Origin of the sequence: Rhizobium ecuadorense, assembly GCF_001187535.1 — a bacterium.
GTDB lineage: Bacteria > Pseudomonadota > Alphaproteobacteria > Rhizobiales > Rhizobiaceae > Rhizobium > Rhizobium ecuadorense.
Genome location: NZ_LFIO01000381.1, coordinates 298455 through 312000, shown reverse-complemented (window position 1 = coordinate 312000; position 13546 = coordinate 298455). Strand labels below are relative to the sequence as shown.

Genomic DNA, 13546 nt, shown 5'->3' with positions numbered 1-13546 from the left:
CCTACGGAAAAACCCCTCCCCACAAGGGCGAGGGACTTAGATGCGGTGCCGGCGTACTCCATATCATCGTGTCATCCGCGGAACGGCCGATGTCTGCCTCAGGTGGCGCCGCGCGTTAGTCCCTCCCCCTTGTGGGGAGGGGTTGGGGAGGGGTTTTACGACTGCCGGTTCCGTATCCCTTCAGGCAGCCCGCACAGCCGCCATCGGTTTGACGTTCTGGTTCATCCGGAACAGATTGTTCGGATCATAACGCCGCTTGATTTCGGCAAGCCGGCCGTAATTGGCGCCGTAGGCCATTTCGACCCGATCGGCCTCGTCCTCAGGCATGAAGTTGATATAGGCGGTACCGACTGCGTGCGGCTTGGTTGCTTCGAAAAGTTCCCGCGCCCAACCGGTGCAGCTTGCGTCCATCCCGGCCTCCCGCCAGCGCGCATGCACATTCATGACGAAATGCGAGTTGCGCTGCGGAAATGCGGTGGCTTCGGTCGGAATGCGGCCGGCCGCGCCGCCGACATGGCCGACGAATATCTCGCATTCCGGGCCAGGCAGCCTGCGCACGGCGTTGAGAAGAACGTCGATCGCCGCATCCGAGAGCGAGGCGAAATCCTGGCTCTTCCAGTAATTGCGCGCACCTGGCGTCAGCAGCGGATCGAATGCCTGCTGCCAGCCGGTAAACGGCACTGGGCCGACGACATCGGCAATCGGTTTTCCGATCGCCCGCAATCTTTCCGTCGCCTTTTCCCCGGCCGCGATGTCTCCGCAATAGCACATGGCGAGCACCACGATCTCCTTGCCGTGCCATTCGGCCGGAAGGAAGGGCAGCGGCGGCGCCTGGCGCATCACCACCCAGCAGGTCAGTTCATCGGGTGCGGCTTCCAGCGCCTGCCGATATTCCCTCAGCACCTTTTCCGCGTCAGCGAAGGGATGCACCACCAGTCCGGCGAGAACCTCTGTCTTGAGCGGGTTGAGCTGGAACTCGAAAGAGGTGACGACGCCGAAATTGCCGCCGCCGCCGCGCAGTGCCCAGAAGAGGTCCGGTCTTTCCGTCTCGCTCGCTTTGACCAGCTCGCCGTCGGCCGTCACCACATCGACCGAGACCAGATTGTCGATCGTCAGCCCGAATTTGCGGGTCAGCCAGCCGAATCCGCCGCCGAGCGTCAGGCCGGCAATGCCGGTGGTGGAATTGATGCCGGTCGGCAGTACCAGCCCGAAGGCCAGCGTTTCCTGGTCGATATCGGCAAGCGTTGCCCCCGGCTCGATCCTGGCGCGGCGCGTCTCCGGGTCGACCCGCACCGATTTCATCGCCGACAGGTCGATGACGACGCCGCCCTCGCAGACGGCATTGCCGGCAATGCCGTGGCCGCCGCCGCGCACCGAAACGAGCAGATTGTTGTCGCGTGCAAACCGCACCGCGCGCACGACATCGGCAGCCCCGGCGCAACGCGCGATAAGCCCGGGCCGACGGTCGATCATCGCATTCCAGATCGCCCGCGCCTCGTTGTAATCCATGTCTTTACTGGTCAGGAGATTGCCGCGAAATCCGGCGGCAAACGCATCGATGGCCACATCATTGACCATCGTCTGCCCCTTTTGCAGGGTCGTCAGGTTCAAATTGTCCATGATTTCCTCCATGCGACCGGCGCCCCGCACCGTCGCGGCGGCATATTGCGCCTGCCGTGGTCGCCAAACAAGTTTTCAAAAAGGATTAGCTAGTTGCTCCCGCCGCGATGAGACTCCACGCAAAGAACGCATTGGGTGTGCCGTGGTTACCCCCTCTGCCCTGCCGGGCAGAGGGGGGTAACCCCACGGCACAATCTAGTCCTCGCGAAAACTTCTCCCATCCCCCATTTCCATACTGTCGCCCGTATCCGATTGATGTATGGAGGGAACTCCAGAAAAAGACGTGCACGGAGGCGGCAATGGATCACCAGGATAAATCCAAGACGGACAAGAACCTGACAAGCGGCGATCTCGACGCGCAGGCGCTGTTCTTCCACCGCTATCCCCGCCCCGGCAAGCTGGAGATCCAGGCAACCAAACCGCTGGGCAACCAGCGCGATCTGGCGCTCGCCTATTCACCCGGCGTCGCCGCCCCTTGCCTTGCCATCCGCGACAATCCTGAGATGGCGGCTGAATATACCTCGCGCGCCAATCTCGTCGCCGTCATCTCCAACGGCACCGCCGTGCTCGGCCTCGGCAATATCGGCCCGCTGGCCTCGAAGCCGGTCATGGAGGGCAAGGCCGTGCTCTTCAAGAAATTCGCCGGCATCGATGTCTTCGATATCGAGATCGACGCGGCAAGCGTCGAGCAGATGGTCTCGACCGTCAGCTCACTGGAGCCGACCTTCGGCGGCATCAATCTCGAGGACATCAAGGCGCCGGAATGTTTCGAGGTCGAGCGGCGTCTGCGCGAAAAGATGAAGATCCCGGTCTTTCACGACGACCAGCACGGCACGGCGATCATCGTCGCCGCCGCGATTCTCAACGGGCTGGAACTCGCCGGCAAGAATATCGCCGACATCAAGATCGTTGCCTCGGGCGCCGGGGCTGCCGCCCTTGCCTGCCTGAACCTGCTGGTGATCCTCGGGGCAAAACGAGAAAATATCTGGGTCCACGATCTCGAAGGCCTCGTCTATGAGGGCCGCACCGAGCTGATGGACGAATGGAAATCCGTCTATGCCCAGAAGAGCGACACCCGCACGCTCGCCGAAAATATCGGCGGCGCCGATGTCTTCCTCGGCCTGTCGGCCGCCGGCGTGCTGAAGCCCGAGCTGCTGGCGCAGATGGCCGACAAGCCGCTGATCATGGCGCTCGCCAATCCGACACCCGAAATCATGCCGGATCTCGCCCGTGCCGCCCGCCCCGACGCGATGATCTGCACCGGCCGTTCGGATTTCGCCAACCAGGTCAACAACGTCCTCTGCTTCCCCTATATCTTCCGCGGCGCGCTCGATTGCGGTGCCGAGACGATCAATGAGGAAATGAAGATGGCCGCCGTGCGCGCCATCGCCGCGCTTGCCCGCGAAGAGCCGTCCGATGTTGCTGCCCGCGCCTATTCCGGCGAAACCCCGGTCTTCGGCCCCGACTACCTGATCCCCTCGCCCTTCGATCCGCGCCTCATCCTGCGCATCGCGCCTGCCGTTGCCAGGGCCGCCGAACAGAGCGGCGTGGCGCGCCGCCCTATCCAGGATTTCGACGCCTATCTCGATCAGTTGAACCGCTTCGTCTTCCGCTCCGGTTTCGTCATGAAGCCGATCTTCACAGCGGCCAAGGCCGCCGAGCGCAAGCGTGTCATCTTCTCCGAAGGCGAGGATGAGCGCGTGCTGCGCGCCGCCCAGGTGCTGCTGGAGGAAGGTCTCGCCGAACCGATCCTGATCGGCCGCCCGCAGGTCATCGAGACCCGCCTGAAGCGCTACGGCCTGCGTATCCGGCCGCTGCAGGACTTCGAGGTCATCAATCCTGAGGACGATCCGCGCTTCCGCGAATATGTCGATCTCTATTTCTCCCTCGTCGGCCGCCGCGGCGTCATCCCGGAAGCTGCCCGCACCATCGTACGCACCAATACGACTGTCATCGGCGCACTAGCCTTGAGGCGCGGCGAAGCCGATGCGCTGATCTGCGGCCTCGAAGGCCGCTATGAGAAGCACCTGCGCGACGTTCGCCTGATCATCGGCAAGCGCAAGGACGTCCGCGATTTCTCCGCCCTCAGCCTGATGATCTCGCAGCGCGGTGCCACCTTCTTCACCGACACCTACGTCACCTTCAACCCGAGCGCCGAGGAAGTTGCCGAGGCAACGGTGCTGGCGGCCGAGGAAATCCGCCGGTTCGGCATCACCCCGCGCGCCGCCCTCGTCTCGCATTCCAACTTCGGCTCGCGCGAATCCGAGAGCGCCACCAAGATGCGCAATGCCCTGCAGCTCGTGCGCGAGACTGCCCCCGATCTCGAAGTCGACGGCGAAATGCACGGCGAAAGCGCCATCACCGAAGCGCTGCGCAAACGCGTCATGCCGGATACGACACTGCATGACGAGGCGAACCTGCTGGTCTTCCCGAACCTCGATGCCGCCAACATCACGCTCGGTGTGGTCAAATCGATGACGGACGGCCTGCATGTCGGCCCGATCCTGCTCGGCACCGCCCTGCCCGCCCATATCCTCGCTCCCTCGGTCACCTCCCGCGGCGTCGTCAACATGGCCGCACTCGCCGTCGTCGAGGCATCGCAGCCGGCGTAAGCCGGTTGCGGCCGAGCAACGACGCCTGAAACCGGCCAGCGCCGTATCAGCCCCGGATCGACAGGCGTCCTCTATCGGCGAGCGCGTCCGCGCGCTCGTTACCGGCAATCCCCGAATGCCCCTTGCACCAGGCAATGGTCACCTGGGCGTTTTGGGATAGCTGAAGATCGACGGCTTTCCAGATGTCCGCATTGTCGATCATTCGCCTTCGCCCCTGTCCATTCGGGCTGCTTTTCTTCCAGCCGTTATTCTTCCAGATATGTCGCTTGCTGTTGCAGCCTTTGACGGCATAGACGGAGTCGGACCAGATGGTCGCGGGTTCGCCGGTCGGTTGGCTGTTGACCCACATGGCGGCCCTGAGAACGGCGGTCAATTCCATGGAATTATTGCTGGAATCGTTGACGCCACCGAAGTCGGAGGCGATTTCCACCCGATCGCGATAAGCGACAAACGACCAGCCTCCATGCCCGGAACCGGGCTCAAAACAACCGTCCGCGAAGAGGTGAAGGCCGTGTTGGGTCTCCGAGACGCCTGATGTCGGCGCAAAGGATCGGGTCTCGTCGGGAATGCCTGTCATTTTAACCGAGTCTCGGGCGATTGCTGGATAAGATCAGGAAAATACGCTAATATTTTCTCTGAGCTTATTAAGAGAAATCCGTTAAGGGAAAACGCGCGGCCGATTGAAGTCGCATTCGACCCACCGACCGTTTGCTCATTCCGGGACGACGCCGTGAAACGCCGAAACCTGTCTCTCGCCCTTCTCCTCGCCTTCGCAGCGCCCGCCGTCGCGCAGACCAATGCCATCTGCGAGGACCTGCGCGGCCGTCTCGCCGACCTGCCGCGATCGATCGGCAATGGCAATGGCCCGGAAGCCCGCCAATATGCCAGCGCCATGGCCGAGCAGAACCTCGAACTGCGCAAGGTTCGCAACGACATGCGCAGTTACGGCTGCACCTCTGGCAGCATGGTGGTGATCGGCGGCGAGAATGCCGATTATTGCGCCGAGCTCTCGCAGGCCGAAGGCCGGATGATCGACAATATCGCTTATCTCCAGGACCGTCGCAACGAGCTGACAGGCCGGAACGGCGCCGATGACGACCGCCGCGAACTGATGGCCGCGCTCGACAGCAACGGCTGCAACAGCGAGAATTTCTATGCGCCGGACGAGCGCAGCGCCGACGAGCCTGCCCCGAGCGTCGAGGAGCAGGCGATGCGTTCCGATACCTTCATTCCGCTCGGCGGCGGCGAGGAGGCCGATCCGCGCTACGGCCTGCCGCGGGCCGAGATGCTGTCGCCGGTCAGCACCATGTGCGTGCGCAGCTGCGATGGCGGTTTCTTCCCGATCAGCTCGAACGCCACCTCGGTCGATTTCGGCCGCGACGCTGAGACCTGCGCCAAGATGTGCCCGGGGATCGAGACCGAACTCTTCTATCGCGAGGTGACGAGCACGGAAGCCTCGAACATGATCTCGGTCGCAACCGGCACGCCTTACAGCGCCATGAAGAACGCCTTCGCCTACAAGAACCGTGCGCCCGGTGAAAAGAACGCCTGCGCCTGCAATCTCACCGCCTATTACGACGAGATGCGCGGCAAGCAGGCGGCAAGCCAACCGCCGCAGCAGGGCTCGATCACCACCATCCGCACCAATCCGCCGGTGAAGGCCGCCGCGACACCAGCCGCGCCGCAGACACCGGTGCCGGATCGCCCCTACGACCCCACGCAAAACAAGGTCCGCCAGGTCGGCCCGCAGTTTCTGGCCGGCGACCAGGGCTCGATCGATCTCGCCAATCCCGCCGCACCTGGCCCCCAACCGCAGCAGTAGCAGCCGCAGCAGCAGTGATTGGCTACGGCTCGTTGCGTCCCCAACCGTCGTGAAAGACGAGTTCTTCGAGCGGCAGCCGCTGCCGCCAGCCTTTGACCGATAGTTCCGGCTGGTCATAGAGCCGATCAACGAAACCGGCGCAGAGCCAGGCGACCACCTCGATATGCTCGGGTATGCCGAGAATGCTCTTCAGCTCGCCCTCGCGAAAAATGCTGACCCAGCCGATGCCGACCCCTTCGGCGCGGGCCGCCAGCCAGAGATTCTGGATGGCGCAGACCGTGGAATAGCTATCCATCCGCGGATTATGCGTACGCCCCAGCACGACGCTGCCGCTGCGGGTGGGATCGCAGGTCACGCAGATGCCGAGCGGCGCCTCGACGATGCCTTCGAGCTTGAGGGAGCGGTAGGCCTGGCGCCGCTCACCCTCGAACATCGATGCCGCTTCCTCGTTGGCCTTCGAAAAGGCATCCCGGACGCGCGCGCGCACCGTTGGGCTTTTCACCAGAATGAAATTCCACGGCTGCATGAAGCCGACGGAAGGTGCGTGGTGGGCGGCCGTCAGCAGCCGCGCCACCACATCGTCGGGCAAGGGATCGGGCAGGAACTGGCTGCGAACGTCGCGCCGCGTCATGATCGCATGATAGACGGCCTCGCGTTCGGCCGAGGAAAAACCGGACGCCACTGACAGGGCATCCTCATCTAAGGGTCGCATCGTCAAATCCCCAACAACGCAACCGCCCGCCGTCCGCGCGGGTTGGGTCTATCTTGCCAGGCCGGTCTTCTGACTTGGCGTCACCCGTCTGCCGCAACCTTCCCGGCAAAAGCCAGTGGCATGATAAAACGGCGGACGTCGGCCTTACAGCGTTGGGCACGTTCCGGTCTTGCACCGGATTCCCGATTCTCCCGCCTGCATGGCGGGCACCTGACGGCGCATTTATTTCAGGAAAGCAGCGCCACTGCAAGCCGGCCCTCACATCGCATTCGAACTGCCTGCGACATCGACTTCATGGACAGGCGTGCGTCGCTGCCCTAGAAATAAATTGATCCCGACCGACGCCCATGGCGCCGCGATTTGTCTCTTTGCACCCCGGTTGCCCGTGCCCCGCCTCACGCCCATGATCCTTGCGGTCGCCCTGTTCATGGAACAGATGGATTCGACCGTGATTGCCACCAGCCTGCCGGCGATAGCAGCCGATATCGGCACATCGCCGATCGCGCTGAAGCTTGCCGTCACCAGCTATCTCGTGGCGCTGGCGATCTTCATTCCGATCAGCGGCTGGATGTCGGATCGTTTCGGTGCGCGCAACATCTTCCGCATGGCGATCTTTGTCTTCATGATCGGTTCGGTCGCCTGCGCCTTTTCCAATTCGATCGCGGCCTTCGTCGTCTCGCGGCTGATCCAGGGGGCCGGCGGCTCGATGATGACGCCGGTCAGCCGCCTGCTGCTGGTCCGGGGAACGCCGCGCCACGAACTCGTCGATGCCATGGCCTGGCTCACCATTCCGGCGCTGATCGGCCCGATCATGGGGCCGCCGATCGGCGGCTTCCTCACCACCTATCTCAGCTGGCACTGGATCTTCTGGATCAACATCCCGATCGGGGTGCTCGGCATCATCCTCGTCACGCGTTTCCTGCCGGCGGTCGAACCGCGCAGCCCACGGCCGATGGATTTTCCGGGCTTCTTCCTTTGCGGCATCGGCTTTTCCGGCTTCGTCTTCGGCCTCTCGGTCATCAGCCTTCCCGCCGTGCCCGTCATCTACGGTTACGTCACGGTGGCGATTGGCATCCTTGCCGGCCTCCTCTATCTCCTGCATGCCCGCCGCGCGCCCTATCCGCTTCTCGATCCGAAAATGTTCCACTACCCGATGTTCCGGGCGGCGATCCTCGGCGCCTCCAATTTCCGCATGGGGCTCGGCGCCCTGCCCTTTCTGATGCCGCTGATGCTGCAGCTCGGCTTCGGCCTGACGCCGCTGCAATCGGGTTCGGTCACCTTCGTCAGCGCGCTCGGCTCGATGGGGTCGAAATTTGCCGCTTCGCGTACCTTCAATGCCTTCGGTTTCCGCACCGTCATATCGATCACCACCTTGCTGGCGGCGATCTTCCTCGGCATCAACGGGTTCTTCACCACTGAGACGCCGCTGCCGCTGATCATGGCCTGCCTGCTGATCGGCGGCCTCTTCCGCTCCATGGCCTTCTCGGGCGTCAATGCCATGGCCTTCGGCGATGTCGACGATGCCGACAGCAGCCAGGCGACCGCAATCAATGCCGTCGCCCAGCGTATCTCCATGGCGATGGGTGTGGCGATCGCCGGCGGCATCCTCGAAATTTCGAGCAGTCTTCATGGCGGCAGGCTGCTGGTTTCGGATTTCCACATCGCCTTCTTCAGCGTCTCGGCAATCTCGGCGCTCGCCTGCATCACCTTCCTGCGCCTGCCGCGCGACGCCGGCGCGGAACTGACGACACGTCGCCGTAAGCACCGCCAGGCCGAGCCGGAAGAGGCCATGGCGGAAAACAGCCCTTGATCCCGCAGGCCGCCGCTTCGGTATCCCATTCTACTTTATGATTTATTCACACATCGAAGACACACTGCGTCTGCTCGTTTTGGGTCGCAAGGGGGACATGGGTATGAGTGCTCATGCTGCGACCGCCGGCGTGGATGCCTGTATTGATAGGCTGGTCGGGACCATAGCCGACTGAGCCCGCGTTTCGAGGCCCCCGCGGCATGTTCCAATTTTTAAAAACGATGCCTCTGACAGCCAAGCTGGCGGCGATTATCGTGGCCGTCAACCTTTGCGGCATCTCCGCCTTTGCCACCTATACGTGGATGTACGAAACCAAGGCGTTGATCGATGGCGCCAAGGCGAACTGGTCCAAGGATGTGGAGCAGTTCGCCTCTCTGGCCGCCGGCGGCGTCAAATGGGGCAAGGCGAATGCTGTTCGCGAGGCCTATTCGCTGTATCGCGACGATCCCTCGCTTGACCTTGTTCAGTTTGCCGCCTTCAACGCCGAACTTGCGGCCGTCGATACATGGACGCGCGACGGCGTTGACGGTTTGCCCGCACCGGCCGATCTGGCGAAGCGCCTCAGCGCCAAACCTGAGAAAACGACGATCGATGACAGCGGAATATCTGCCGGTGTTGTGACGATCATCGCGCCGCTTCCGCTGGATAAATCAGGCAAGGCCACCGGCTACGTCGTCACCAACTGGTCGGTCGAAAAAATCGCTGCTGAGGTCAAGCAGAAAGTGCTGATCTCGCTGCTGACGCAGTTCGCGATCACCGCCATGGCCGTTGTCGCTTTCCTTCTCGCCATGCGCAGCCTCGTCGGCCGCCCGCTCAGAATTCTCAGCGCGCGGATCAGCGCCTTGCAGAAAGGCGATCTGGCCTCTCCCGTCAGCTACAGGGAAAATGGCGATGAGATCGGTTTCCTGGCGCGTGCCCTGGAAGTTTTCCGTAACGAGGCGATTGCCAAGATCGAAAGAGAGCAGGCCGCTGCCGAGCAGAGCGCCTCGTTCGATGCCGAACGGGCACGCAACGCATTGTTGACGGAAGAGGCCAGCAACGCTCAGCGGCTGGTCATGACAGCGCTCGCAAATGAACTGGAAAAGCTCGCCGCCGGCGACTTTTCGATACAACTCGCCGATCTCGGTCCTGAATTCGATAAATTGCGGCAGGATTTCAACAACATGGTCCAGGCGGTCGCAGCCGCGCTGACCGAGATCAAGATCGCCTCCGTCGCGGTTGAAGGTGGCTCGAGCGAGCTTGCCTCCTCCGCCGATCAGCTCGCCAGGCGGACAGAGCAACAGGCAGCCGCTCTGGAACAGACCGCCGCGGCACTCGATGAGGTGACCACGACAGTCAGAACATCGTCGCAGCGGGCCGAAAATGCCGGCAAGCTGGTCGAGGAAACGAAGCGCAGCGCCCATGTCTCGGCGACCGTGGTACGCGATGCGATCGGGGCGATGGACCGGATCCAGACCTCATCGAGCCAGATCGGCCGCATTATCGGCGTCATCGATGAAATCGCGTTCCAGACGAACCTGCTGGCGTTGAACGCCGGCGTCGAGGCGGCGCGCGCCGGCGAAGCCGGCAAGGGTTTTGCGGTCGTCGCGCAGGAAGTGCGCGAACTCGCCCAGCGCTCCGCTAATGCGGCCAAGGAAATCAAGAACCTGATCAATGTCTCCGGCCAGGAAGTGGCGGCCGGCGTCGGGCTGGTGAACGAAACCGGCGATGCCCTCTTGAAGATCGAGGAGCAGATCAACCGCATCAGCGACAGCATCGCTTCGATTGTCCAGTCCTATCGCGAACAGGCGACGGGCCTGCAGGAAATCAACGGCGCCATCAATCAGATGGACCAGGCCACGCAGCAGAATGCAGCAATGGTCGAGGAGACCAACGCCGCCTGCCAGGAGCTGCGCACGCAGGGACGCCTTCTGCAGGACTCGGCCGGCCGGTTCACTGTCGGCGCCTCTGCCGCCAGCCAGCCCAAACCCGCTCAGCCCGTTCGTCAATCTCACCCCGAACCCAGAGCCTTGGTGCAGCGGCATGCAGGAAATGCCGCCGTTGCCGCTGCTCCCGGTGCCTGGGAGGAGTTCTGACCTCGTCTTCGTTCGATAAGCTTTATTCCTCAGCACCCATAATCAGGAAGGGAACAGTTATGAAGAAAGTTGTGTCCGCATTTCTTTTGGCCTGCACCGCAATTGCCGTGCCGACGGGCGTATCCGTGGCGCAGGATGCGAAACTCGCCCCGATCTCCGACTACGTCACAAGCGATATAAAGCCATGGCTTAACGACCCGGTCATCATCGAGGCCATCAAGGCGCAGAATGCCGCAAACGCCAATCTGGGCCAGGCCGATATAGACGCTCTCGACAAGAAGTGGCGCGCCGAGGTCGATGGTTCCGACCATTCGATGATCGACGGCGTGCTTGGCAATGCGTTGTCGAAATTCCTTCAGGAAAAGAAAGAGGCTTCCGGCGGCAAGATTGCCGAGATTTTCGTCATGGATGCAAAGGGGCTGAATGTCGGCCAAAGCGATCCCACCTCCGACTACTGGCAGGGCGATGAAGGCAAGTTCCAGAAATCCTTCGGCGCCGGCAAGGACGCCGTCTTCGTCGATGAGATCGAAAAGGACGAATCGACCCAGACGCTGCAGTCGCAGGCAAGCGTCACCATATCGGACGATAAGGGAACACCGATCGGCGCCATCACCGTCGGCGTGAACGTCGACGCCCTCTGATCAGGTTCTGCGTTCATATCGCCCAGAAGCCACGCGCTTTTGGGCGATATGCTTTTTGTCTCCTTTCGATAGCGATTGGTGATCCCGCAGGAGCCGGACTTTCAAGCCGCAAATTCTGCGTGACAACGGGCTGCTGCAACGCTACATACGCCTGATGTCGACCACTTCGATCTACGCCTCGCGATTTTATTGGTACCGCTGCTCTCAGCGGATGCGGGTCTATGCGTAACTGAAGTCGACGCGACGACAACCCGAACAGCCGCTAGTCTACCTGGCGGCTTTTTTTGTTCCGCACGGTATGACCAAACAGGAGCCATACCGTGTCCGATACCATTGACGATCTCCGTATCCTCGAGATCACCCCGCTGACCAAACCCGCCGATATCATCGCGGAAATCCCCCGAACCGTTGCCGTCAGCGAGACGGTGACCAGCAACCGCCATGCAATCCATAAGATTCTCGAGGGAGAAGACGACCGCCTGATCGTCGTCATCGGCCCCTGCTCCATCCATGATCCTGCTGCGGCACGCGAATATGCCGAGCGGCTGGCGCAACAGCGGCAGCGCTTCTCCAGCGATCTCGAAATCGTCATGCGCGTCTATTTCGAAAAGCCCCGCACAACGGTCGGCTGGAAAGGCCTGATCAACGATCCGCATCTCGACGGCAGCTACCGCATCGAGGAAGGCTTGAGGATCGCCCGGCGCCTGCTGCTCGATATCAATGCCACGGGGCTTCCGGCCGGCGTCGAATTCCTCGACACGATCACGCCGCAATACATTGCCGACCTCGTCAGCTGGGGCGCGATCGGCGCACGCACGACCGAAAGCCAGATCCATCGCCAGCTTGCCTCCGGCCTTTCCTGCCCGATCGGTTTCAAGAACGGCACCGACGGCGGCGCCCGCGTGGCGCTCGATGCGATCCTGGCCGCCTCGCAGCCGCATCACTTCCCAGCCGTCACCAAGGACGGACAGGCTGGCATCGCCTCGACAAGGGGCAATGAGGACTGCCACATAATCCTGCGCGGCGGCAAACAGCCGAACTATGAAGCGGCCGACGTGGAAGCTGTGGTCGGCGAAGCCGTCAAGCTTGGCGTGACCCCGCGCATTCTGATCGACGCCAGCCATGCCAACAGCAGCAAGGATCCGATGAACCAGCCGCGCGTCGTCAAATCCGTGGCCGCGCAGATCGCCTCCGGCAATCGCCACATCAAGGGCATGATGATCGAGAGCAACCTCGTCGCCGGCCGCCAGGATCTCGTCCCCGGCAAACAGCTGGTCTACGGCCAGTCCATCACCGACGGCTGCATCGACTGGGATATGTCGGTGACAACGCTGGAAGACCTGGCGCAATCCGCCCGCGAACGGCGCAAGGCAGCGGCTGTCTAAGCGACTGGAAAATAGCGCACATAGGCAAACTCGTCGCCATCTGGTGACCAGCAGGGCACATTGATCGTGCCCTGCCCGCCGAACAGCTCGAACAGCGTCTTCAGGTTGCCGCCATCCATATCCATCAGCCGCAGCCGCACGTCGAGATCGCGCGGGTGGTCGAAAACGCTGGGGTCGTAGGACAGGATCAGCACCTTGTCGTTCTGGGGCGATGGATGGGCGAACCAGTTGCCCTGATTGTCCGAGGTCACCTGTTCGAGGCCGGTGCCATCGGGATGGATGCGCCAGATCTGCATCAGCCCGGTGCGGCTGGAGTTGAAGTAGATCCATTGCCCGTCGGCAGAATAATCCGGCCCGTCATTGCGGCCCTCGCCATGCGTCAGCCGCGTCTCGGCGCCGCCGTCGACGGAGATCGTATAGATGTCGAAGAGGTCATCGCGGATGCCGCAATAGGCAAGCTGGCGGCCATCCGGCGACCAGCCGTGCCAATAGGAGGGCTGATTTTCCGTAACGAGCCGCGGCGTGCCGCCCTCGATCGGCAGGACATAGATCGTCGACTTGCCGAATTCGGTCTTGTCGGAGATGACGATCTTGGTGCCGTCGGGCGAAATACCGTGATCATTGTTGCAGTTGACGGCAAAGCCGGTATCGACCTTGCTGACTTCGCCGCCATTGAGCGGCAGCCGGTAGAGCAGCCCGTCGCCGTTCAAAAGCAGGTAGGAACCGTCAGGCGCGAAGTTCGGCGCCTCCACGAGCATGTCCGTCTGCCAGACCTCGCGGGCTCTGCCCGTCCTGACATTGTAGATCTCGACCGAGCTGCGCATGTTTCCTCCCGATATTCCGATCGCGCCAATGATCCCGATCGCTTC

The 13546-nt window shown here is 62.4% G+C and carries 10 protein-coding genes and 1 riboswitch; of the genes, 6 read left to right on the top strand and 4 right to left on the bottom strand.

The features are described from left to right. Window positions 1–180 precede the first annotated feature (180 nt). Window positions 181–1620, bottom strand: coding sequence for an FAD-binding oxidoreductase (locus AF337_RS09705; protein WP_049732002.1), 1440 nt, complete (start codon window positions 1618–1620; stop codon window positions 181–183). A gap of 299 nt (window positions 1621–1919) precedes the next feature. Here AF337_RS09705 and AF337_RS09700 point away from each other — a divergent pair, with 299 nt between their 5' ends. Continuing rightward, window positions 1920–4232, top strand: a complete 2313-nt coding sequence (locus tag AF337_RS09700; RefSeq protein WP_049732001.1) for an NADP-dependent malic enzyme — start codon at window positions 1920–1922, stop codon at window positions 4230–4232. Window positions 4233–4278: 46 nt separating this feature from the next. On the opposite strand, the gene AF337_RS09695 is transcribed toward AF337_RS09700, so the two are convergent. Then, window positions 4279–4809, bottom strand: a complete 531-nt coding sequence (locus AF337_RS09695; RefSeq protein WP_049732000.1) for a ribonuclease H family protein — start codon at window positions 4807–4809, stop codon at window positions 4279–4281. A 153-nt stretch (window positions 4810–4962) separates the two neighbouring features. Here AF337_RS09695 and AF337_RS09690 point away from each other — a divergent pair, with 153 nt between their 5' ends. Continuing rightward, window positions 4963–6054: a DUF2865 domain-containing protein gene (locus tag AF337_RS09690; protein WP_049731999.1), complete on the top strand. Its 1092-nt coding sequence runs from the start codon at window positions 4963–4965 to the stop codon at window positions 6052–6054. Window positions 6055–6076: 22 nt separating this feature from the next. On the opposite strand, the gene bluB is transcribed toward AF337_RS09690, so the two are convergent. Then, window positions 6077–6766 (bottom strand): 5,6-dimethylbenzimidazole synthase, encoded by a 690-nt coding sequence (bluB, locus tag AF337_RS09685; RefSeq protein WP_049731998.1) that lies wholly within the window; start codon window positions 6764–6766, stop codon window positions 6077–6079. A gap of 42 nt (window positions 6767–6808) precedes the next feature. Continuing rightward, window positions 6809–6995, bottom strand: a riboswitch (cobalamin riboswitch). A gap of 174 nt (window positions 6996–7169) precedes the next feature. On the opposite strand from bluB, the gene AF337_RS09680 reads away from it, so the two are divergent. From AF337_RS09680 to AF337_RS09665, 4 genes are all read left to right on the top strand, one after another. Next, window positions 7170–8576 carry an MFS transporter gene (locus AF337_RS09680; RefSeq protein ID WP_049731997.1) on the top strand — a complete coding sequence of 469 codons (1407 nt, stop codon included), beginning with the start codon at window positions 7170–7172 and terminating at the stop codon, window positions 8574–8576. Between the two features lie 200 nt (window positions 8577–8776). Then, on the top strand, window positions 8777–10651 hold the full coding sequence (locus tag AF337_RS09675) for a methyl-accepting chemotaxis protein (RefSeq protein WP_049731996.1): 1875 nt from the start codon (window positions 8777–8779) through the stop codon (window positions 10649–10651). Between the two features lie 59 nt (window positions 10652–10710). After that, on the top strand, window positions 10711–11292 hold the full coding sequence (locus tag AF337_RS09670; RefSeq protein WP_049731995.1) for a hypothetical protein: 582 nt from the start codon (window positions 10711–10713) through the stop codon (window positions 11290–11292). 320 nt (window positions 11293–11612) lie between these two features. After that, window positions 11613–12677 (top strand): 3-deoxy-7-phosphoheptulonate synthase, encoded by a 1065-nt coding sequence (locus AF337_RS09665; RefSeq protein ID WP_049731994.1) that lies wholly within the window; start codon window positions 11613–11615, stop codon window positions 12675–12677. Here the strand turns inward: AF337_RS09665 and AF337_RS09660 are convergent. Beyond that, window positions 12674–13501, bottom strand: coding sequence for a TolB family protein (locus tag AF337_RS09660; RefSeq protein WP_049731993.1), 828 nt, complete (start codon window positions 13499–13501; stop codon window positions 12674–12676). The two genes, AF337_RS09665 and AF337_RS09660, sit on opposite strands and share 4 nt — an antisense overlap. Between the last annotated feature and the right edge of the window lie 45 nt (window positions 13502–13546).

What these genes read in the sequence shown, in the direction of transcription:
- AF337_RS09705 (WP_049732002.1), bottom strand. Translation starts at nt 1,620, where the DNA reads ATGGACAATTTGAACCTGACGACCCTGCAAAAGGGGCAGACGATGGTC.
- AF337_RS09700 (WP_049732001.1), top strand. Translation starts at nt 1,920, where the DNA reads ATGGATCACCAGGATAAATCCAAGACGGACAAGAACCTGACAAGCGGC.
- AF337_RS09695 (WP_049732000.1), bottom strand. Translation starts at nt 4,809, where the DNA reads ATGACAGGCATTCCCGACGAGACCCGATCCTTTGCGCCGACATCAGGC.
- bluB (WP_049731998.1), bottom strand. Translation starts at nt 6,766, where the DNA reads ATGCGACCCTTAGATGAGGATGCCCTGTCAGTGGCGTCCGGTTTTTCC.
- AF337_RS09680 (WP_049731997.1), top strand. Translation starts at nt 7,170, where the DNA reads ATGATCCTTGCGGTCGCCCTGTTCATGGAACAGATGGATTCGACCGTG.
- AF337_RS09675 (WP_049731996.1), top strand. Translation starts at nt 8,777, where the DNA reads ATGTTCCAATTTTTAAAAACGATGCCTCTGACAGCCAAGCTGGCGGCG.
- AF337_RS09670 (WP_049731995.1), top strand. Translation starts at nt 10,711, where the DNA reads ATGAAGAAAGTTGTGTCCGCATTTCTTTTGGCCTGCACCGCAATTGCC.
- AF337_RS09660 (WP_049731993.1), bottom strand. Translation starts at nt 13,501, where the DNA reads ATGCGCAGCTCGGTCGAGATCTACAATGTCAGGACGGGCAGAGCCCGC.